The sequence below is a fragment of the Nocardioides sp. NPDC004968 genome (assembly GCF_040608935.1).
Lineage (GTDB): Bacteria > Actinomycetota > Actinomycetes > Propionibacteriales > Nocardioidaceae > Nocardioides.
In genome coordinates this window covers 331,462-353,610 of the sequence record NZ_JBEXJF010000002.1, presented here as the reverse complement: position 1 = coordinate 353,610, position 22,149 = coordinate 331,462, and the positions used below count along the sequence as shown (strand labels likewise).

Here is a 22,149-nt window from a genome sequence, read left to right as displayed (position 1 = left end):
AGGGGTCCGGACTGTACGGGCCGACGACGAGAGGACCGACGATGCAGCAGGAGTGGCTGGCCGAGCGCTTCGAGGAGGAGCGGCGGCACCTGTTCGGGGTGGCGTACCGGATGCTCGGATCGACTTCCGAGGCCGAGGACGCGGTCCAGGACGCCTGGCTCCGGCTGAGCCGGAGCGACACCGACGAGATCGACAACATCGGCGGCTGGCTGACGACCGTGGTGGCACGGGTCTCGCTCAACATGCTCCGCTCACGCAAGACCCGCGGCGAGCTGTCCCTCGATGCCGAGCCACTCGGGAGCCGGCTGCCAGACCCAACGGTCGTCCTCGACGACGGCACCACCCAGGACCCGGCCGAGCGCGCGATGCTCGCCGACTCGGTCAGCATCGCCCTCCTCGTCGTGCTCGACCAGCTCTCCCCGGACGAGCGGCTTGCCTTCGTACTCCATGATCTCTTCGCCGTCCCCTTCGACGAGATCGCGACGATGCTCGACCGCTCGTCAGACTCGACCCGCCAGCTCGCCAGCCGCGCGCGACGCAGGGTCCGAGGACGCAGTGCTGAAGGGAGTGGGCCGGACCGCGAGGTCACGACGCAGCGCGAGGTCGTCGACGCCTTCTTCGCGGCCGCCCAGGACGGCGACCTGGACCGGCTGATCGGTGCGCTCCACCCCGACGTCGTCCTGCACGCCGATCTCGGCTCCGGGATCACCACCTACCGCGGCGCGGCCAAGGTCGCGGGCAACGCCGTCATGTACGCCCACGCCGACCGCGTCACCCACTCCGCCCTCGTCAACGGCTCCGCCGGCGTCGCGATCACCTTCCACGGGAAGCTCTACAGCGTCATGGCGTTCACCGTGGTCGACGGGCGGATCACCGAGATCGAGGCGTACGCCGCCCCTGCCCAGGTCGCGAAGCTCGCCGCGAGCCTGGGGCTGGAGTCAGCGCACGGCCAGGCCTAGGCGGCCTGGCGGCGGGGTCGGCCGCGGCCACGCTTGTGGGTGACCACCTGGCCGCGTTCGACGATCTCGCCGCCCCAGACGCCCCAGGGTTCGGAGCGGGCCAGAGCACCGGAGAGACACTCACGCATCACCGGGCAGTCGAGGCAGCGATCTTTCGCCACCTCGAGGGCGGCAGGGGACTCTGAGAACCACAACGCAGAGTCGTCTCCGTGGCACGGAAGGCCGGCGGCGTACAAAGGCGGGATGATCTCCAAGGGCACCCCTTGAGAATCTGCGCCTGAGGTAGGCCCGCACATCGGGAAACTACCTTAGATCTCCCCTGAGGAGCTTCCACTGAGAATCTCCCGAGGGCGAATCGTTTCGGACTCGTGTTTCGCGTTTGCACCCTTCTTCATCGCAAATCTCTCTACGATGCGAAATCGCCGCGACTCGACGCGGCGGAACCCCGAGAGGAGCAACCCGTGAAGCTCGGAAAGCAAGGAATCAGCCTTGCGCTCGTCGCGGCAGGCCTGGTGGCCACACCGATCGCCGCCTTCGCCGCGGAACCGGATCCAAGCGGCATCGACCAACTGAAGGCCGCGGCCGATCAGACCGTCACGCTCAAGAAGGAGGGCGCCACCGGCCTGATCGGCTACGCGTCCACCAAGGGCGACCTGCTGCCCGGCGTCGCCGCTGACAGCAAGTCGGAGGCGGCCGCGAAGGCACGCGAGTATCTCGACAAGTACGCCCCGGTCTTCGGCGCCGAGGCCGGCCAGCTCGACCAGTCGAAGGTCAGCACCACCCCGGCGGGGTGGACGGTCGAGTTCGAGCAGGCCTACAAGGACGTGCCGGTCTTCGGCGGCGTCCTGAAGGCCCACGTCGACAAGGCCGGAGACCTGACCTCGGTCAACGGTTTCGCCGCCCCGAACCTCGACCTCAGCACGACCCCGAAGTGGTCGAAGGAGAAGGCCAGCGCCAAGGCGCTCGAGCTGGTGAAGGCGAAGCCGGCCGAGGCCCACACCGACAGCAAGGTCGACACCGCCGGCGTCGAGGTCGTCAAGGCCGACCTCAACATCTACCGCATGGGCGCCGCCCAGGGCGTGAGCGGCAAGAGCCTGCTCGCCTGGGTCATCGAGGTGTCCAACCGGTCCACCGTGCGCGAGACCGTCGTGATCGACGCCGCCAGCGGCAAGCCGGTCAACCGCTACTCGATGATCCACTCGGCGAACGAGCGAGAGCTGGTCGAGAAGCACAACACGCCCGACACCGGCGACGACGCGACCGTCTGGGTCGAGAACGACGCTTTCCCGGGCACCCTCGACCAGGACCAGCAGAACGAGGTCGCCACCACCGGCGAGTCCTACTGGCTCTTCAAGAACACCTTCGGCCGCGACTCCTACGACGGCTCCGGCTCGAAGATGGTCACGGTCAACAACGACCCGGCGATCTCGTGCCCGAACGCCAACTGGAACGGCGCGACCACCAACTACTGCTCCGGGGTCACCTCCGACGACGTGGTGGCGCACGAGTGGGGCCACGCCTACACCGAGCACACCTCCGGCCTCATCTACCAGTGGCAGCCGGGTGCGCTCAACGAGGCGTACTCCGACATGTGGGGCAACACGCTCGACTTCCTCAACACTCGTGAGAACACCACCGACGACGTGGCCCGTACGGATGGGCACTGCTCCTCCTCCACCCGCGGCGCCATCACGCTGACGATCAACTCGCCGGCCGACGTGGCCGGAGACTGTCCGGCCGCGGCTGCCAGCTTCGGTCCGGTGTTCCCGACCGCCGGAGTGACCAGCGACATCGTGGTCGGCCTCGACGCTGCCGACGCCGGTGGCCCGACGACCACCGACGGTTGCTCGCCGCTGGAGAACGCCGCTGCGGTCAACGGGAAGTTCGTGCTCGTCGACCGGGGCACCTGCCCGTTCACCCAGAAGGTCGCGAACGCCAAGAACGCCGGCGCCAAGGGCGTCGTGATCGCGTTCCTGGAGGGCCAGCCGCTCGGCAGCATCGCCGGCAACTCCGACATCTACGGTGCCACCACCGACTACGCCACCGGTCAGAAGATCAAGAACGCCACCGGCGCGGTCAACATCACCATCAAGGACGCCTCGGCCGAGTCCAAGGACGAGTCCGTACGCTGGCTGATGGGTGAGGACTCCACCGCCTTCGGCGGCGCGATCCGCGACATGTGGAACCCGACCTGTTACGGCGACCCGGGCAAGGTCTCCGACGAGGAGTACCACTGCACCACCGACGACTCCGGCGGCGTGCACTCCAACTCGGGTGTCATCAACCACCACTACGCCCTGCTCGTGGACGGCGGCGCCTACAACGACGTCACCGTGGCCGGCATCGGCCTGGACAAGGCGGCCAACCTGATCTGGCACGCCCAGACCAACTACCTGACGCCGACCTCGGGCTTCCCCGAGTACGCCCAGGCGATGGTCTCCTCGTGCGCCGATCTGACCGGCGTGAACTCGCTCAAGAAGCTCACCCTGGGCACCTCGACGCCGCAGACCGGCGGCGGCGAGACTCCGGGTGGCGAGGCGGCGGCTCCGGCTCTGGAGCCGATCACGGCCGCTGACTGTGCGGCGGTCGCGGCGGCCAACACGGCCACCGAGCTCGCCGACGAGCCGGTTCAGTGCAACTTCGGCCCGATGCTCGACCCGAACACCCCCGCCCTGTGTGGCGAGGGCACCAACGAGGTCACCACCTACACCGAGGACTTCGAGGACGGTCTGACCGGTTGGACCCAGGACGCCGAGTCCCTGGTCCCCGGCAACGACTACCCCTGGGAGACCCTGAGCGGCGTCGAGGGCAACGAGACCAAGGCGGCGTGGGGCCCCGACCCCGTCGAGGGCCAGTGCGGTGACGCGACTGGTGACATCACCAGCCGCAACGGCCTGATCTCCCCGGAGATCACCGTGCCCGCGGGCCAGACGCCTCGCCTCACGTTCGACCACTCGGTGCGCACCGAGTCGAGCTGGGACGGCGGCAACGTCAAGGTGTCGGTCAACGGTGGCGACTTCACGCTCGTCGACCAGGCTGCGTACCTGTTCAACGCGCCGGGCGCGACGATGGACCCCGACAGCGGCTACCTCGCCAGCGAGCCCGCCTGGACGGGCACCGACGGTGGCAAGTTCACCGGCCAGTGGGGCACGACGATCGTTGACCTCGATGCGATCGCCGACGCCGGTGACACCGTGAAGTTCCGCTTCGACCTCGGTCGCGACGGCTGCAACGGCGTCGAGGGCTGGGCCGTCGACAACGTCTCGGTGAGCTACTGCACCGAGAAGGCGGTCCCGGAGATCTCCGCCACCTCGCCCAAGTGGGGCAAGGTCGAGATCACCGTCGACGGCGAGCGCGCCTCCGGCGAGATCGTCGTCAGTGAGAAGGGCATCCGCGTCGGCCGCTTCCGGCTGAAGAAGGAGGAGGCGACCTTCCGGGCGTTCCGAGGCACCCACACCTACAAGGTGGTCTACTCGGGTGACCGGAACAACGAGGCGATCACCGAGACGGTGACCGTCAGGGTCAAGTAGCCGTCACACCTTCAAGGGCCCCGCCGAACAATCCAGTTCGGCGGGGCCCTCTGTGTCCCTACACTCACGCCATGCGCGGAACGATCCTGACCATGGGCGGTGGCGGCTTCTCGATGCCGGAGGTGCACGGGCGGGAGGTCTCTCCCCTCGATGCAGAGCTGAACCGGCTGAGCGGGAAGCCGCGGCCCAAGGTCTGCTTCATCGGCACCGCGAGCGGGGACGCGGACAGCTACCACGACAGGTTCCTCGCTGCGTACGCCGGCCGTTCCGAGGCGAAGGTGCTGTCGCTGTTCAACAAGGCGCCCGAGGGGCACGAGCTTCCGATCAACGACCTCGAGCAGCTGCTCGACCAGGACATCGTCTACGTCGGCGGCGGGTCGACGGCCAACCTGCTCGCGGTGTGGCGCCTGCACGGGCTGCCCGCCCTGCTCGAGAAGGCCGCCGCCGGCGGGACGATCCTGGCCGGGATCTCGGCCGGGGCGAACTGCTGGTACGAGGCGTCCTCGACCGACTCCTTCGGCCCCACCGCGCCGCTCCCCGACGGACTGGGCTTCCTCCCCGGTTCGTTCTGCCCGCACTACCTCGGCGAGGAGGACCGGCGCGAGACGTACGTCCGGTTCGTCGGCTCCGGGGCGCTGCCGTCGGGCTACGCGGCCGATGACGGCGTCGCCCTGCTGTGGCGCGACGGCGAGCTGGTCGAAGCGATCAGTGAGCGGCCCGATGCAGTGGCCTTCGCCGTCGGGCCGGACGGGGAGACCCCGCTCGAGGTCAGAGTGCTCGACTAGGGCAGGTTCTACGGCAGGTAGAGCAGGGCGTACGTCGCGAGGTGGCAGAACCCGAAGAGCGCGGGCGCCCACACCTCGATGTTGCTCATCGGCAGGTAGCGCGAGCTGTCGCGACCGAGGCCGACGGCCGACCACTCCGCGACGCCGGGAGCCGCGGGGAGCTGCTTCTCGAGGTGGGAGATGACGGAGTACTTCCCGCTCGCCATCTGCCGGTAGGAGCGGATGATCCAGAACCAGCCGAGGCACGAGCCGAGGGCGGCGATCAGGGCGACCGTGAAGATCCAAGGCCGCTCGGGCGAGCTGGCCACGAGAGCCGTGCCCGCGACCAGGAGCCCGACGTTGAGGACCAGCAGGAACGCGCTGGTCAGCGTACGCCGCACGCTGAGCCGCTCGGCCTCGGCGACATAGAGCTTGTACTGGTCGAAGAGGACCGCGCGGTCACCGCTGGAGAGCACGTCGGGAGGAAGCACCCACAGACCCTCGGCGAGCGCCGACGGGTTCGGCTTGTTGGCGGTCACATAGCTGCGCACCGCGGTCGGCGACCCGGTTCCGGGAATCAACTCGTTCTCCATAGTGGCTAGTTGTCTACCGGTCCTGGCGGGTGATGTCCATACGACATTCGTCACCGTGGTCCAGGTGTGGCCGAGGTGTTCACCAGCGGCACTCGGGCGCCTACGACGCCTGACAGATAGGACGGGACGTTCTCGTCGGTCTACCCGTAGGTAACCGACGAGAACGTCCCGTCGTATCAGCTGGTCAGAGTGCCTTGCCGATGGAGGCAGCGCCGGCCGCCTCGAACTCCTTGAGCAGGCGGCGACGGGTGCGGGTGTCGCCGCGGACCGCCTTGACGAGCTTGACGGCCTGCGAGGGGGCGTTGCGTACGTTGGTGGACTCGAGGAAGCCGTTGGGCAGCGAGAGTCGCAGGACCTTGTGCCAGGCGGAAGCGACCTGCTGCGGCATCGGCGCGGAGTGGTAGTTGAGGTCGTACTTCTCGAAGAGCGCGCGGACCTTCGGCGCGATCTCGGCGTAGCGGTTCGAGGGCAGGTCCGGGAAGATGTGGTGCTCGATCTGGTGGGACAGGTTGCCGGACATGACGTGCAGGAACTTCGAGCCGGAGATGTTGGCCGAGCCGAGCATCTGCCGGACGTACCACTCACCGCGGGTCTCGTTCTCCGGGATGTCCTTGAGCTCGAAGGTCTCGACGCCCTCGGGGAAGTGGCCGCACATGATCACCGAGTGGGTCCAGACGTTGCGCGTGAAGTTGGCGATCACGTTGGCCAGCAGCGTGGTCGGACCGGAGAGGGTCACCATTGAGACGAGCGGGTGGGCGACGTAGTCCTTGAACGCCTGGCGGCGGATCTTGGCGAGCGTACGCTTCGCCGACATCTGCCACTCGGCGGACGGGCGGCGACCCTTCTTCTTCTGCCGGATCACCCGGCCGAGCTCGAGGTCGTACATCGCGATGCCATACTCGAAGATGCACATGTTGATGAAGTTCATCGCGGGCTGGAACAGGCTCGACGGGGTCCAGCGCTGATCCTCGGCGACGCGCATGATGCCCCAGCCGAGGTCGTTGTCCTTGCCGACGATGTTCGTGTAGGTGTGGTGCAGCTCGTTGTGGGAGTGCTTCCACCCCTCGCTCGTCGAGGCGTTGTCCCACTCCCACACGGTGGAGTGGATCTTCGGGTCACGCATCCAGTCCCACTGGCCGTGCATGATGTTGTGGCCGATCTCCATGTTGTCCAGGATCTTGGCGATCGAGAGACCGACGGTGCCGACGACGAACGCCGGCGGGAAGATGCTCGCGAGCAGGACGGCACGGGAGCCGAGCTCCAGCGAGCGCTGGACCTTGATGACCTTGTGGATGTAGGCAGCGTCGCGCTCACCGCGGGTGTCGATGACCTCTTGGCGGATGGCGTCGAGCTCGCGGCCGAGCTGCTCGATGTCGTCGCGGGTCAGGTGGGCGATCGGGCCGGTGTAGGCCGGGGCATCGGGTGCGATGGTCATGGCTGTCTCGCTCTCGTCTTGTGGGGGCTGCCTCAGGAGGCAGGGTGGTCGATGACGCACTCGCCGGCGGCGGCGGAGATGCAGGTCTGGATGGGTACCCCTTCGGGGCCGGTCTCACCCGGGCGGGCGACGGTGAGCTCGCCGTTGCGGAGGTCGCGGACGGCGCCCTCCTTCATCGGAAGCACACAGCCGAAGCAGATGCCCATACGGCAACCGCTCGGCATGAGGACGCCGGCCTCTTCGGCGGCGTCGAGGATCGGCCTGTCACCAGGTGCGTCGACGGTCTTGCCGGTGAAGGCGACGGTGCCGCCCTCGCTGGTCACCACGGTGGCCAGCCGGAACTGCTCGGTCTGGAGCGGCAGGCCCGCCTCGTCGTACCAGGCCTGGAGGTTGTCGAGGAGACCGGCGGGACCGCAGGCGTACGCCTTGCGCTCCCTCAGGTCGGGGACGAGCTCGGTGAGGGTGTCGATGTCGATGCGGCCCTCGGAGCCGGTGTAGCGGGTGACGAGGCGGATCGCGCCGGCCTCGGCGAGTGACTCGAGGTTGCGGATGAAGATCGAGTCGGGGCGGCTGGGGGCGACGTGGACGACGGTGACGTCGAGCCGCTGGTGCTCGACGACGCCCTCGTCGGTGACCGGGAAGAGGTTGCGCAGCATCCCGATGACAGGGGTCACTCCGGAGCCGGCGGTGACCATCAGAAACTTGTGGCCGCGCAGGTCGCTGGGCAGGACGAAGTCGCCGGCTGCCTGCTCGAGGTGGACGATCTTGCCGGGGCTCAGGCGGCGCACCAGGTGGCTGGAGACCTTGCCGTCGGGCACGGCCTTGACGGTGATCGAGATGAGGCCGTCCTTGCGGGGGCCGTGGGTCAGTGAGTAGGCCCGCCAGTGGCGTACGCCGTTGACGTCGACGCCCACACGGACGTACTGACCCGGGGTGTGGCCGTTCCAGTCGGCGCCCGGCTTGATCTCGATGGTGGCCGCGTCGGCGGTCTCCGGGGTGACCTTGACGACGCGTCCGCGCAGGTCAGCGCCGGGTCGGAGGGGGTTGAACATGTCCAGGTAGTCGGCCGGCGCCAAGGGCGTGGCGATCTTCTCGGCGACTCCCCACACCTTGCGGGAGAGCCTCTCCCGCAGCGCGGGTCGCCTGGCCTCGCCCGGGGCGAACAGGGCGGGGGATGTAGAGATCTCAGCCATGTATCCATAGTGCTACTTATGCGAGGTAAACTCCTGTGTTAGCGACGTGAATCTGATAGGCGGATTTATACGTGACGAACAAAAGTTCCCGAGATGTGCCCGATCTTTCGTCCTATGACGTCCACCTGACGCCCGAGGTCGTCGCCTCGATCCGTGCCGTGCTCCCCCAGGTCGGCGAGGACGTGGTCGCGGCGATCATCGCCGAGGTGCCGCCGTATCAGGACGCGCTCTCGGGACACATGGGCGAGACCATCCGGAACGCCGTGGGCGTAGCACTGGGCGGCTTCCTGTCGCTCGCCTCCGGGGCGGGCCTGGCCTCCGACGTGTCGGCCGCGACGCCGCCTGCGGTCCAGGGCGCCTATGACCTGGGGCGAGGCGAGGCCAGGAGCGGGCGCACCATGGAGGCCCTGCTGGCCGCCTACCGCATAGGCGCCCGCGTGGCCTGGCGTGAGCTCGCAGGCAAGGCCGTCGAGGGCGGCATGGCACCGGCGATGCTGGTGGAGTTCTCCGCACTGGTCTTCGCCTGGATCGACGAGATCTCGGAGGCCTCGGCGGCCGGGCATGCCGACGAGCGCGCCACGACCGGACGCGTACGCCGACAGCTGCGCGAACGGCTCGCCCGCAAGCTGCTGGCCGAGACGACCCCGGAGGAGCTCGACGACGCGGCCGTACGGGCCGAATGGACCCCGCCGAGCACGCTGACCGCCGTGCTCGTCCCCAACTCCCAGGTCGGCACCATTCTCGCCAAGGTCAACCAGGGCACCCTGGAGCACGACGACCTGCGCGACCTCGACGACCACACTCTTCTGCTGGTCCCCGACGCGCACGGTCGCCGGCGCCGGGCGCTGATGAAGGCGTTGGAGGGTCGCCGGTCGGTCGCCGGTCCCGCCAAGCCCTGGCGTGAGGCTCGGGTCTCGTACGAGCGCGCCCGCCGCGCCCAGGACGCGGGTCTCGGCTCCGACACCGAGCAGCACCTGGTCGAGCTGGTCCTCTCCGCCGACACCGACGCCCGCGAGGACCTGCGCGCCCAGGTCCTCGCCCCCTTGGCCGACATGCGCCCCGCCACCGCCGAGAAGCTCACCGAGACCCTCCGCTCCTGGCTCCTCCACCAGGGCCGGCGCGACGAGGTTGCCGCCGACCTCTTCATCCACCCCCAGACCGTCCGCTACCGGATGGGGCAGCTGCGCGACGTGTACGGGGACCGGTTGGACGATCCCGCGATGCTCCTCGCCCTCACCGTCGCCCTGGGCTGATCAGCAGGGTCAGCCCAGGGCGTCACTCGAGTCTGCGACAGCATGCTCGCTCGGCGTCACGTTTCCGCGTCGTTCAGCCTTGATCGAGGTAGAGGCAGAAAGGGTGGCCGTCGGGGTCGAACATGACGCGTACGTCGTCCTGGGGTTGGAAGTCCGCGAGCTGCGCACCCAGGTCGGCGGCGTCGTTGACTGCCGCGGCCAGGTCGGTCACTCCGATGTCCAGGTGGACCATCTGCTGCTGGGCGTTGGGCTCGCTCGGCCAGACCGGCGGCCGGTAGCGGCGGTCGAACTCGAAGGCGAGGTTGCTGTGAGTTGCGTTGCCCGACGGATCACGGATGAGAACGGTGGCGTACGTCGGTTCGGAGCTGCTGACCTCCCAGCCGAACAGGTCCGCATAGAAGGTGGCGAGTGCGAGCGGGTCGGTACAGGCGACGTTGACACCGATCCATCCGGTGGCGCCCCTGATCCCGGCCATCTCATTCACCGTCCCCGGGGTCCTCGCCGACGAGACCGTCGATGGACTCGCGGATGAGGTCGGCGTGGCCGGTGTGGCGGGCGTACTCCTCGATCATGTCGGCGACGTAGCGGCGGGCGTTGGCCTCGAGCTGCCACTCAGGGTTGGGCGCCAGCGTGTCCATCCCGTTCCTGTCGAGGGCCTCGGCGATCGACCGGCGGGACCTGGCGACCGCACCCTCCCACAGCTCCATCAGCCCATCGGCGGTGTCCTCGGCCTCGGTCTTCCAGTCCCAGCCCTCCTCATCCGGGCCGTAGGGCACCCAGACGTCCGGGTAGCCGTCGTCGGCGAGGACCGCGGTGAAGTAGTGGTCCTCGCAGAACGCGAGGTGCTTGAGGAGCCAGCCGAGCGTGATCTTCGAGGGCTCGAGCCGTTGGCGCAGCTGCTCGTCGGTGAGGCCACCGCACTTCCACGCGAACGTACGCCGGATGCGGTCGAGGGTGCTGAGCAGCGTGCCGGTCTCGTCCATGACCGGGGTCATCTCGACCGGCTGGGTGACGTCGGTGGTGGTCATGACGCCACGCTAGGCCGGGTTCCGGACGTACGCCTTCCGCTTACGCCTCTCCTTGACCTCAACTCGACTTGAGCCGCGAGGCTGGGGGCATGAAGTTCACCGACACGCAGCTCCGCTACCTCCGCACCCAGCCGCTGGGCAGGCTCGCGACCCTCGCCCCCGACGGGGGCCTCCAGAACAACCCCGTGGGGTTCACGATCGACGAGGAGCACCGGATCGTGATCGGCGGCTACGAGATGGGCCGATCACGGAAGTTCCGGAACGCCCAGAAGCACGCCAAGGTGGCCTTCGTGGTCGACGATCTCGAGTCCACCAACCCGTGGAAGCCGCGGATGGTCGAGATCCGCGGCACGGCCGAGGCACTCACGGACGTGGACCCGCCGATGCCGGGGACCTCACGGGAGGTCCTCCGGATCACGGCGGACTCGATCAGGGACTACGGACTGGGTGACTGACTCAGCGCTTCCGGAACAGCCGGGCGGGCACCAGCGAGAGCGGGTTGATCGCCGCCCGGATGCGCTGCCACCTGGTGCGCGAGTCGGAGATCGATGAGCGAAGCGTCCCGACCTGCTCCCAGAAGGCGGCGACCTCGTCGTCCTGCGGCCCCGCCTCGGCGAACATGGTGGTGTCGGTGAGCAGCGCCAGCCCCGGCGCACCGTCCATGCCCGGGGACCCGGACAGCGCGGTTGCCTGCTCGCGGCGAGTCGCGCCGACGGGCACCCCGACCCCGAAGTCACGGGCGTGATCGAGGGTCTCGCGCCAGCCACCGGAGAGACGCGCGACCGGGGTCCCACGTGTCCGCCGGCGATGTCGCCGCCAGATCTTGGCGCCGATGATCGCCCCGCACACGGCTGCGATGAGCAGCAGCGGGATGCCGACGTACGTGAAGACGGCGATCAGCCAGCCGGGCAGCGTGAACCCGTCGGGCCGCGAGTTGGCCTTCTGGTTGACCGACTCGTCCAGCGGGTCGCCGGAGGTCGCGGGCGGGCGTACGGGCGCCGGCGGCGGGACGACCTTGCCGGTGACGAGCTCCTCGGGCTGAGGGGCGTTCTGCTCGGGCGGCTTCTCGGTGTTCATGAACTCGGACCAGTCCAGGGTGGCCCAGGACCCGTCCGACATCCGCAGCTCGACCCAGGCGTGCATGTCCTTGCCCTCGACGACGCCGTCGGAGCCGACGACGGCACCCAGGACCACCCGGGCCGGGACGCCGACCTGGTTGGCCAGGATCGCCATCAGCGCGGCGTACTGCTCGTCGTTGCCGGCGAGCTGGCCGCCCTTGGCGGTGAAGTCGGCGAGACGACGCAGGGAGTGACCGGCCGGGTACTGCTGGTTGGGCGGCTCCCCGTCGGTGTAGGTGCCCTCCTCCTTGAGCTTCTCCGCCACCGCCAGCGCGTTGGTGATCGGTGAGTCACCACCGCCGGCGTACTCGGCGGCGAGCGCCTGGAACTGGGCGGCCTCGTCGCCGATCGGCGACCCGCCCGACCAGTTCTCGCTCTTCTCCCCGACCTTCTCGTCGACGACCGAGGCGGTGAAGGAGTACGAGTCGCCGGGCTTCAGCGCCGACGGCAGGACACCGGTGGACGTCGCCAGGTTGTAGCGGAACGAGTCGGAGTCGGGGCCGTCGAACGAGATGTGCGTGAGCGCGGTCGGAAGCGGCACCCAGACGCCGCCGAAGTCCTCGCCGATCGTGATCGTGCCGCGCACCTGCTTGCCGTCGGCGAGCGGGTTGCGCAGCGTCGAGCTGATCTTCTGGAAGGTGTCGTCGGGACCTTCGGTCTCGCCGGAGTCGTTGGCCGCACGCCAGACGGTGCCGTCGTACGAATCCATCGCGGCGACCCGGACCCGGGTTCCTTCAGGGAGGCCAGAGACGGTGAACAGGTCCTTCTCGTAGAGCCGGCGGTCGTCCTCCGGCGTCTGGTAGCCCTTGGTGTAGACGCGGTAGCCGGCCAGGGGCGATGGGTACTGCCCGACGTTGAAGGGCGGCTCGATCTCGCCGCGCAGCACGGTGCGCTCGGGCGCGAGACCCGGGAGCAGCGGCCCGGCGAGGAACGCCAGCCCGGCCGCACCCAGGCACAGGCCGGCTCCGATGGCGGTCCGCGAGAGACGGCGGCCGCCGGCGGCGAGGGCACGGGCCCGCATGCCACGGATGCACAGCCAGGTGATCGCGATCGCTCCGAAGAGCGCGCCGAGCAGAGCGGTCTTGGACGGGTCCTGTACGCCGAGCAGGATCACGCCGGCCATCAGCGCGAACGCGACGAGCACCGGCGGCAGCGCCGCCTTCGTCCGCACCGCCAGCGCGAAGCCGACACAGCCGGCGACGAGGCCGAGGATGTAGGGGATCGTCAGCAGCGCCCCGCCGTCGACCGGCGGCAGCGTGGTCAGCAGTCGCTTCCAGCCGTGCACGGAGTTGTCGGCGAGGGTGCCGATCGTGTCGGGAACGGGGAGGAACGAGAGATCGCCGATGCCGTGCAGCGCGACTGCGCCACCGAGCACGAAGAAGGCGGCCAGGAGCCCGACGGCCAGCACGACCACCGGCTGCCCGCGGCCGACGAAGGCGATGAGGATCCCGAGCAGCAGCCCGGCGACACCGGCGACCAGGTAGGTCCAGCCGGCGTAGGTGTCGTCGAAGCCGAGGAAGGCGATGGTGCCGAGAAGGAACAGGAGGAGGCCGTCTACGGCGTGGTGCTTCTTCATCCGGACAACCCCTTCGACAGCACGATCGGCAGCTGGTCCAGGTCGGGCAGGGTGATCATCGGCAGGTCGGCGACGGCCTTGAAGCCGGCACGCTGCGAGGAGTCGACCCGGACGGCGACGGTGGTGGCATCGACCGAGAACTGGCCGGCCGCGCGCTGCAGCGCGACGAACTCCGGGTAGCGCCCGGTCACCAGCATCACCAGCGACGCGTCCGGCGCCTGCCGGGCCGCCTCGGCGGTGGTCTCGATCAGGTTGGTCTGCTGCGGTTTCGCCCGGGAGCAGGCGTCCAGGGCCGTACGCCCTCCCCCGCTCGCTGCGGTGGCGCGCACCATCAGCACGTCGCCGGTCGCGAACGAGACGTCGAACTCGTCCAGGATCCCGCGGCGCAGCAGGGAGCCCGCGATCGACATCGCGGTCTCGTACTCGTCCTCGCTGTCGTAGGACATCGGCGAGGAGTCGACGATGACGACGATGTGGGAGCGGCGGGTGTCGAGGAACTGGCGCACCAGCAGCTGTCCGTGGCGTGCCGAGGAGCGCCAGTGGATGTGGCGCAGGTCGTCACCCGGGACGTACTCACGCAGCGCGTGGAAGGCGAGGTCGCTCATCGAGGTGTTCTGTGCCGTGGACCCTTCGAGGTCACGGACCAGACCGACCCCGAAGGGCTCCAGGTGGGTGGTGCGCGGGTGGACGAACACCTCGGTGCGGTCGGTCCACTCCTGCACCCGCCGGAAGAGTCCGAGCGGGTCGCCGCGCACCGTCCGGACGGGACCGACGTCGATCACGCCACGGCGCTGGGTCGGCACCACGAACAGCTCGGTGTGCTCGGCGCCGGGAAGCAGCATCGGCAGGTCGTACGTCACCCCACCCGCTCCGATGGGGAACTCCAGGCTCGTCGAGACGAGCGGACCGCGCGCCTCGTTGCGGGCCCGCAGCTCGCCGGTCAGGGCCTGGCCGACCGCGACGCGCGGCGGCTCGACCACGGTCGCCACCGCGAGCCGGGTGCGCCCGATCATGAAGAAGGCCGCGCCGATCACGAGGAACAGCGCCGCCATCGCCACCACGGACGCCTCGATCCAGCCGAGCGCGGTCGCGGCGACCCAGGCCAGCGCGCCGAGGAGCAGCACGCCCCACCCGATCGACGTCACCGTGCCGAACCACGGACGGACCCGATCGGCGACGAACGAGTAGACCGAACCCGCCCCGGACGCTACCGGGGCGAGTCGTTTCCGCAGGTCAGCAACGATGTTGCGGACACTGAGCCTGCTCATCTCAGGCGACACGCTCAGTGGGAGCCGGGATCGAGGTGAGCAGGTCGCCGATGACGTCCTCGACCGTGACGCCGTTGAACATCGCCTCCGGGTCGAGGATCAGGCGGTGGCAGAGCACCGGCTCGGCGAGCGACTTGATGTCGTCGGGCAGCACCTGGGAACGGCCCTCGGCGAGCGCCCAGACCTTGGCTGTGCGCACCAGGGCGAGGCAGCCACGCATGGAGGCCCCGAGGCGTACGTGCTTGTGGCGACGCGACTCGTCGACCAGCGCGGAGACGTAGGCGACGATCGCCTGGTCGATGTAGACCTGGTCGGCCATCTCGGCCATCTGGGTGACCGTCGGGGCGGTGATGATCGGGGTGACCAGCGTGGCGCGGTCGCGGACCGAGGAGTTCATCAGCAGCTCGACGGTGGCGTTCTGGTCGGGGTAGCCGACCGACGTCTTCATCAGGAAACGGTCCAGCTGCGCCTCGGGCAGCCGGTACGTCCCGGCCTGCTCGATCGGGTTCTGGGTCGCGATCACCATGAACGGACGGCCGACGTCGCGGGTGGCGCCGTCGACGGTGACCCGGCCCTCCTCCATGACCTCCAGGAGCGCCGACTGGGTCTTCGGGGAGGCACGGTTGATCTCGTCGGCGAGCACGATCGAGTGGAAGATCGGGCCCGGGTGGAACTCGAAGGCGCCCTTGCCCTGGTCGTAGACGGTCACACCGGTGACGTCGGACGGGAGCAGGTCCGGCGTGAACTGGATGCGGGCGTGCGATCCCTGGACCGTGTTGGCCAGTGCGCGGGCGAGCTGGGTCTTGCCCGTGCCGGGGTAGTCCTCGAGGAGCAGGTGGCCCTCGGAGAGCAGCGCGGTCAACACCAGGCGGATCACGTTGCGCTTGCCCAGCACCGCCTTCTCGACGTTGTCGGCAAGCTTCTCGAAGGTCTCGTGGAACCAACGAGCCTGCTCGGTCGTGACGGTCATTTCTTCTCTCCTACCACGTAACGTTCTTCGAAAGATTGGGTCGACCGGAGGTCGTGCAGGTCACTCGGAACGGGGTGTTGGCGCCGACCCAGCCGCGACCGCTGCCCGTGCCCTTGCCGTTGCTCCCGATGTTCACATTCCAGCGCGAGGTGGTGGAGTTGGTGCTGCACTCCCAGGTCTTGCCGGGGAAGGCGAGGTCGGTGATGGTCGAGCCGACGTACCAACAGGTGCCGCCACACGCCACGTCCGGCTCGGGGCAGGAGGCGCCCGAGCACTCGCCGGCCTTGTTCACCTCGAGGATCGGGTCCGGCGGCGGGTCGGTCCGCACCGTGACCGAGTCGGACTTGCTCGCCCGCGGCGAGTCACTGATGGTCACGGTGTAGGTGTAGGACGTGTTCCATTCGGGCGCGGTGTCCGTGCCCGAGCGGCTGCCCGCGCCGGTGCCCGTGCCGAACTGGGCGACCTCGGTGCCACCACGCTTGACGGTGACGGTCGCAGCCTTGCCGTTGGGGTTGTAGTTGACGTTCCAGTTGACCTTGTTGCCGTCGACGCTCGCCGAGATCGACGGCGTGCCCAGCGGGCCGTACGTGGTCACGTTCTTCGACGACCAGGCGCCGCAGGACGCCCCGGCCCCGGTGCCACCGGAGGAGTCGTTGCACGCACGCAGCTGGACGGCCGTCGAGGTGCCGTTGGTGAAGCCGGTGATCGTCTTGGTCTGCTGACCGGCGCCGTCGGGCGGATAGGTCCAGCTCCCGCAGGAGGAGCCGTTGCGCAGGCACTCGACCCGGTTGGTCTTGCCGTGCGAGGCCTGCGGGGTGAAGACGATCTCGGCCGTGCCGTTTGCCCCGGTCGGGGTCGCGCTCGCGAACGAGACCGCCTCGGGCGTCGCGGCCGCCTCGACCTTGCCGCCCGCCGAGTAGCTGGAGATGTGCGCCTCCGGCGAACCGCCGGACCCGGTCTCGCGGGGCGAGGTCGCCTCCGCGTTGCGGGCTCTGACCGCGTACGTGTAGATCGTGCCGTCGTTGGCGACGTCGTCGCGGCAGCTGGTCTCGGTCACCCAGGAGCAGACGATCTTCTCGCCGGTGCCGCCGGTGCGGCGTACCTCATAGGTGACCGGCGCCGGGCCGTTGGCCGCGACCGGGCTCCACGAGACGGTCACCGCCTTGCCGGAGTTGTTGGCCGTGTTGGCCCACTCGAAGGTCGGGGTCGCGGGGGTGTCCGGCTTGCCGGCGCCCATCCCCTCGACCGTCGCCGAGGGGCCCTTGTTGGTCTTGACGCCCTTGTCGTTGAGCGGCACGACCGTGAACTGCACCGGGTCGCCGTTGGTGGCGACTGCCGCCGGATAGGTCGTCTGACCTGCCGAGATGTCCTTGATGCCACCGCCCGGCCAGCTGATCCGGTATTTCTGCACGTCCGAGCAGTCGCACGGGGCCGGCTTGCTCCAGCTCAGCTCGACCTTGTGGTCGCGCTGGCGGGTGACCCGGAGGTTCTGCACCGGACCGGTGTAGGCGTCGGGCTCGCCCTCGGCCGAGTTGCTCCACTCGCGGCTCGGGCCCACGGAGTTCACCGCACGCACCCGGAAGTCGTAGACGACGCCGTTCTTCAGCCCGGTGATCCGGCACGAGGTCGACGGACAGTCCTGGACGTGGTCGCCGTTGGCCTCCACCTCGTAGCGCTGGATCGGGTCGTCGCCGTTGTCCTTCGGCGCGTTCCACGACAGTGCGACCACGTTGGAGAGGAAGTCGGAGGTCGTACGCAGCCCCGTCGGCGCGCCGGGGACGTCGATGACGTCCACCTCGATGACGCCGGTGGCCTTGACCCGCTTGGAGTCCTTGCCGGAGTCGCTGACCTCGATCGCGTAGCGATAGTGGCCGTGACCCTCTTCGGGCGTGTTGAAGGTGATCTTCGAGCCGCTGGCCTTGCCCATGTCGGGCGAGTCGCCGTCGACCGGGTCGAGCTTGGTGATCACGACCTCCTGCGACTCCGACGGAACCGGCGTCTGCAGATAGTCGGCGATGTCGATCGCGACCGTCTTCCCGGCCTCGGTCTGCAGCGGCTTGATCGGTGAGAGTGACGGGGCCGGCAGCGCGATGACGGTGACCAGGAGCTGGCCGGTCGCGTCCGTGCCCTCGACGCCGATCTCCAGGGCGCCCTGGGCGCCGGCGTCGGCGTGCTCGGCGGTGAGCCGCAGGCCGCCGTCCTCGGGCTTGACCTCGACCCCGTCGAGCCCGTCGCCGACCTCGGCGGTGAAGTCGAGGTCGTCGGCGTCGCCCGGGTCGGCGGTCCACACGTGGCAGATGGCGGCGATGTCGACCAGTGCGCCGTTGCCGCTCTCCGGGACCTCGACCGGGGTGCTCGGACAGTTGATCTCCGGCTCCTCCTTGCCGATCTGGACCGGCAGCGAGATCACCGAGAGGTGTGCGTCGGCGGAGGTGATCTTCTCGCGGTCGGCGACCTCGAACGTCAGGGTCGCCGGACCCTTGGTCTCGCCGGCGGTGACCTTGACGGTCGTCGCGGTGGTGTCGCCGGTGTTGAGCATGCCCTCGGGAGCGGCCACGATCTTGTCGGTCGTGGTCAGCACCACCGGGTCGCCCTCGGGGTCCTCGACGTAGTCGGTGATGTCGACGTTCTTCGTCTCGCCAGGATTGAGCTGGAGCTCGGAACCCGGCTTCAGGTAGGGGGCGTCCTTCGGACGCGCGGGGACGTAGATCGAGCCGACCGCCTGGGCGCCGTCGGGGTCGGTGACCCGGTAGGTCCACACCCGGGTGTTGTCGCCGACCGGCAGGGTGACCTTGCCGTCGTCGATCTTCGGCTTGGACTCGTCCTCGCCGACCGAGGGACCCTTGACCGCGTCGACGGTGAGGTCCTCGAGCGAGTCGTCGATGTCGGTCACCTTGGTCATCACGTCCACGGTGGTGGTCGACGAGTCGCCCTCGGGGTGGGCGACCACGATTCCCGCCATCGGCGGGTTGTCGTAGCCCTCCTGATAGCGGATCGCGAGCTCGCCGGTGTCCTCGTGGAGACCCGTGGTGGCGCGGTAGGGGATGTGCTGGAACGGCTCGCCGGAGCCACCCTGGACGGTGACGATGCCGTCGGAGCGCTGCTTGACGTTGGAGCCCTCGGTCGCGTCGGTCGAGGCCAGGTGCAGCTCGGTCCCCGGCGTACGCAGGTCGTTGGCCAGCACGTCGTAGGTCAGCTTCTTGGAGGGGTCGAGCGTGACCAGGTCGTCGACGGCGACCGGGCGCTGGGGCGCGCCGGGCGCGACGACGGCGATCCGCACCGTGCCGGTCGCGACGGCACCGAACGGGTCGCTGACCTCGTAGGTGAACTCGTCGGTGCCGGCGGCGTTGGGGAAGGCCTGGTAGGTGATCGTGTTGGCGCCGTGGGCCAGGACGCGGCCGTAGGCGGGCGCGCTGTTGATCCTGGTCACCGAGACCGAGTCGCCGTCGGGGTCGGTGCCGACGGTGGGCAGCCGCAGCGTGACTTCGTCGCCCTGGACCACCCGCGACTCCAGCGCCTTCGGTGCGGGCGCGGAGTTGTCGGCCTTCTTCTTCGGCAACGGCTTGACGTGGATGCGGATGTTGCCCGAGGAGTGCTCCGCGGAGGGGTCGCCGGTGTTCTGCACGACGTAGCGGACGTCGACGTCGACCGGCCCCTTCACGTCGTCGGGGGCGACGTAGCGGACCCGGTTGCCGTCGATGTAGGCCTCACCGACCGTCGGCTGGCCCAGCACCTGCAGCTGACCCTTGGTCTCGATGGTCTGGTCGACGACCAGGCCGACCGGGTCACCCGAGGGCGTCGAGTCGTTGTCGAGGACCGGGATCGAGACGGAGTCGGCGGCCCGGACCGTGGCCTCGTCGTCGACCGCCTCGGGGGCGTTCTCGGCGCCGCGCAGCGCCGGTCGCTGGCTCACCGTCACCGACCCCTCGGCCTCGGCCGCGCCGTTGCTGATCGTGTAGCGGATCGCCTGGGTGGACGGGTCCATGTCGGGCTTGGACGCCTGGATCCGCAGCCAGCGCCCGTCGAGCACCGCGACCGTCAGATCGCTGTCGCCGACCGGCTCGGCGTGGGTCACGGCGAGCAGCCGGCCCCGGGAGTCGTAGTCGTTGGCGAGGACGTCGAGGGTGCGGGTCGAGGTGCCGAGGACGGCGGTCGTGTCCGGCGTCGCGATCGGCTCGTCCGCCGCCTGGGAGGCGGGTTTGACGTCGACGCGGATCTTCGCCGCGGCGGGCTTCGCGGCCCCGAACCCGGCGTTGTAGCTGAGCTGGTAGGTGCCCGGCGAGCTCCCTCGGGCGCGCACGACGCCGGTCTCCCGGTCGGTGCTCACCTCGAGGCCGCCCTTGGGAGGGACGTCGCCGGCGAGGGTGAGGCTCGCGTCGAGGTTGGACGGGTCGGCGCCGGGGATGTCGTTGTCGAGCGGACGGATCGTCACCCAGGAGCCCTGGGTGCCCTCGGCGACGTCGTCCTTCGGCTCCGGGGAGGCAGTGGTGGCTCCGGCGACGATGTTGACCCGCACCTTGTCCTTCGACGGCTTGCCGCCGGTGCTGACCTGATAGCCGAGGTTCTCGCTGCCGGAGGCGTCCGTGGCGGCGGTGTAGCGCAGCAGCCCGTCGGGGGTCACGCTCGCCTTGCCCTTGGACGCGGTCGGGGACTGAGCGGTGACCGGGTCGCCGTAGCGCTCGTCGCGCCAGTCGCCGACCACCGGGATCTCCACGGTGCCGCCGGCCGCGACGGTGTAGTCGGTCGGCGTGTAGTGCTCACGCAGCGTCGGCTTGCCGGTGCCTCCCGAGCCCTCGATGCTGAGCTCGACGCTGGCGTCGTCCTGGCCGGCCTTGCCCTTCATCCCGTCGTCGACGGTGTATTTGAAGCTGGTCTTCTTCCCCTGCGCCGACTCGGGGGCGGTCACCAGGACCGACTGCCGGTCGGGGGCGATGGTCGCCTCGACGCCCTTGACGGAGGCCTCGCCGACCGAGACCACGCTCAGGATCGAGTCCTTGGCCGAGGAGTCGTTGTCGAGGACGTGCAGCACCGTGGTGCGTCCGGCGCGGGCACCGAGCTGGTCGTCCTTGGCCTTCGGCGCCTGGGCGGCCTTGGTCTGCTGCTGCTGCTTGTCCTTCTTCTGGTTCTGCTTCTGGGTCTGCGGCTGGAACGCCTCCCAGTTGGAGATCTTCTTGATGTCGGCGCCGTCGATCTCCCAGACATCACCGTTGCGCAGGTCGTTGAGCACCAGCTGGCCACGGTTGATCCGGAACTCCAGCTCGGCGGCCGGGCCGAGGGTCGGGATCTCGCCCAGGATCGGCTCGCCCTCGCCGCACTGGGTCGCCACCGAGCCGGTCGAGCCGTTGGCCCAGGCACCGAAGACGCAGTCGCCGAGCCGGACCGGGGCGGCCGGGTCACCGGCGGACTCGGCGACGTGGCGGATCTCGCCGTTGCTCAGGGCGACGGCCTTGAGGCCGGTCGCGTCGCCGACGAGCACCTCCTTGGCCTTGACGGAGGGCTGCTGGAGGACCGCACTCTCCGCGGTGTCACCGAAGTCCACGGCGATGTCGGAGCCCTTGGCGGCGCCGAGCAGCCAGCCGGCCTGGTCGAGGGTGATGACGTCGCGGCCGACGACGGTCGCCGAGGTCGGGGTCTCCGCGTACTCCGGAGCCTTCGGGAGCTTGGTCTCCTCGGGATCGGCGAACCGCTCACCGTCCGGGGCGAAGGTGGTCAGCGTCCGCTTGGCGGCGGAGACGGCGTACGCGGTCCCGTCGGTGCCGATGGTGAGCACCGCGTCGGCGCCGACCGTCTCGGTGGGCTTCGTGGAGCCGGAGAGGTCGGAGAGGTCGCCGACGCCGGCGGTCGGGTCGACGGAGGTGAGCCAGACCTTGCCGGTCTTCTGCTCGGCGACGCCGATGGTGTTGCCACCCATCACGACGCGGCTGTCCTTCACGGTCACCGCGTCGTCGTCGATGCCCTCGGCGAGCTTGGTGTTGACCGGCGTGATGGTGCGGGCGTCGCGGTCCACGGACGCCACCGCGATGCCGTTCTGCACCACGTCGAGGCCGGCGCGCTCGGACCTGGACCCGGCCTCGTTGCCCGCCCAGACGACACCGTCGAGCTGGGCGACGGGGCGGTTCTGGCGGCCCAGGGTGCCCCAGGACTGGTTGGTCACCCAGATGCCGCCGTCGTCGAGATCGGCCTTGTGCACGGGGTAACCCGTCGACTGGATCGCGTAGACGGTCAAACCGCTCGCAACGACGGCAAGAGCCGCCCAGGACGCGATGGAGGTCCGATGACGCCGCATCCACCCGGACGCCATCCCGAAACGTGCCACCAAGACTCTCCCCAAGTCCTTCCAGGCCAAATGGCCAGCCGACACAAAAAGTCGGGCTTACTCTAGGCGCGCCTCAGGGTAGAAGCCACACGAACTAGCCAAACGTGGCACACGGCTCAGTGAACACGCTCACCGTTACCGTACGG

15 protein-coding genes are annotated in these 22,149 nt (G+C 69.3%); 5 read left to right on the top strand and 10 right to left on the bottom strand.

The genetic code is table 11. From position 1 onward, the window contains the following. Window positions 1–41: 41 nt before the first annotated feature. Entirely contained in the window at window positions 42–959 is a 918-nt protein-coding gene (locus ABZU72_RS04200) for a sigma-70 family RNA polymerase sigma factor (RefSeq protein WP_355017651.1), read from the top strand. Here the strand turns inward: ABZU72_RS04200 and ABZU72_RS04195 are convergent. Then, window positions 956–1,255 carry a WhiB family transcriptional regulator gene (locus ABZU72_RS04195; RefSeq protein ID WP_350660001.1) on the bottom strand — a complete coding sequence of 100 codons (300 nt, stop codon included), beginning with the start codon at window positions 1,253–1,255 and terminating at the stop codon, window positions 956–958. The genes ABZU72_RS04200 and ABZU72_RS04195 overlap by 4 nt on opposite strands. Window positions 1,256–1,420: 165 nt before the next feature. On the opposite strand from ABZU72_RS04195, the gene ABZU72_RS04190 reads away from it, so the two are divergent. Together ABZU72_RS04190 and ABZU72_RS04185 are read left to right on the top strand one after the other, a co-directional pair. After that, entirely contained in the window at window positions 1,421–4,489 is a 3,069-nt protein-coding gene (locus ABZU72_RS04190) for a M4 family metallopeptidase (RefSeq protein ID WP_355017650.1), read from the top strand. 71 nt (window positions 4,490–4,560) lie between these two features. Continuing rightward, window positions 4,561–5,274: a peptidase E gene (locus ABZU72_RS04185; RefSeq protein WP_355017649.1), complete on the top strand. Its 714-nt coding sequence runs from the start codon at window positions 4,561–4,563 to the stop codon at window positions 5,272–5,274. Between the two features lie 8 nt (window positions 5,275–5,282). On the opposite strand, the gene ABZU72_RS04180 is transcribed toward ABZU72_RS04185, so the two are convergent. From ABZU72_RS04180 to ABZU72_RS04170, 3 genes are all read right to left on the bottom strand, one after another. Beyond that, complete coding sequence (locus tag ABZU72_RS04180; RefSeq protein WP_355017648.1) at window positions 5,283–5,834, bottom strand: hypothetical protein; 552 nt, start codon at window positions 5,832–5,834, stop codon at window positions 5,283–5,285. Between the two features lie 196 nt (window positions 5,835–6,030). Continuing rightward, entirely contained in the window at window positions 6,031–7,281 is a 1,251-nt protein-coding gene (locus ABZU72_RS04175) for an acyl-CoA desaturase (protein ID WP_355017647.1), read from the bottom strand. A gap of 32 nt (window positions 7,282–7,313) precedes the next feature. After that, the gene (locus ABZU72_RS04170) at window positions 7,314–8,474 is read right to left on the bottom strand and encodes a ferredoxin reductase (RefSeq protein ID WP_355017646.1); all 1,161 of its coding nucleotides are present in this window, start codon (window positions 8,472–8,474) and stop codon (window positions 7,314–7,316) included. Between the two features lie 95 nt (window positions 8,475–8,569). Here ABZU72_RS04170 and ABZU72_RS04165 point away from each other — a divergent pair, with 95 nt between their 5' ends. Then, on the top strand, window positions 8,570–9,727 hold the full coding sequence (locus tag ABZU72_RS04165) for a helix-turn-helix domain-containing protein (protein WP_355017645.1): 1,158 nt from the start codon (window positions 8,570–8,572) through the stop codon (window positions 9,725–9,727). Between the two features lie 73 nt (window positions 9,728–9,800). Here the strand turns inward: ABZU72_RS04165 and ABZU72_RS04160 are convergent, their stop codons facing one another. Both ABZU72_RS04160 and ABZU72_RS04155 read right to left on the bottom strand, forming a co-directional pair. Then, entirely contained in the window at window positions 9,801–10,202 is a 402-nt protein-coding gene (locus tag ABZU72_RS04160) for a VOC family protein (RefSeq protein ID WP_355017644.1), read from the bottom strand. 1 nt (window position 10,203) lies between these two features. Beyond that, window positions 10,204–10,755: a DinB family protein gene (locus ABZU72_RS04155; protein WP_355017643.1), complete on the bottom strand. Its 552-nt coding sequence runs from the start codon at window positions 10,753–10,755 to the stop codon at window positions 10,204–10,206. 89 nt (window positions 10,756–10,844) lie between these two features. On the opposite strand from ABZU72_RS04155, the gene ABZU72_RS04150 reads away from it, so the two are divergent. Beyond that, window positions 10,845–11,210, top strand: a complete 366-nt coding sequence (locus ABZU72_RS04150; protein WP_355017642.1) for a PPOX class F420-dependent oxidoreductase — start codon at window positions 10,845–10,847, stop codon at window positions 11,208–11,210. A gap of 1 nt (window position 11,211) precedes the next feature. Here the strand turns inward: ABZU72_RS04150 and ABZU72_RS04145 are convergent, their stop codons facing one another. Genes ABZU72_RS04145 through ABZU72_RS04130 form a run of 4 tightly spaced genes read right to left on the bottom strand, consistent with a single transcriptional unit; the run spans window position 11,212 to window position 22,003 of the window. Then, complete coding sequence (locus tag ABZU72_RS04145; RefSeq protein WP_355017641.1) at window positions 11,212–13,449, bottom strand: transglutaminaseTgpA domain-containing protein; 2,238 nt, start codon at window positions 13,447–13,449, stop codon at window positions 11,212–11,214. Next, window positions 13,446–14,717, bottom strand: coding sequence for a DUF58 domain-containing protein (locus tag ABZU72_RS04140; RefSeq protein ID WP_355017640.1), 1,272 nt, complete (start codon window positions 14,715–14,717; stop codon window positions 13,446–13,448). The genes ABZU72_RS04145 and ABZU72_RS04140 overlap by 4 nt, the downstream gene beginning before the upstream one ends. 1 nt (window position 14,718) lies before the next feature. Beyond that, window positions 14,719–15,687, bottom strand: a complete 969-nt coding sequence (locus tag ABZU72_RS04135) for a MoxR family ATPase (RefSeq protein WP_355017639.1) — start codon at window positions 15,685–15,687, stop codon at window positions 14,719–14,721. A gap of 10 nt (window positions 15,688–15,697) precedes the next feature. After that, entirely contained in the window at window positions 15,698–22,003 is a 6,306-nt protein-coding gene (locus tag ABZU72_RS04130; protein WP_355017638.1) for an Ig-like domain-containing protein, read from the bottom strand. Window positions 22,004–22,149: the final 146 nt, after the last annotated feature.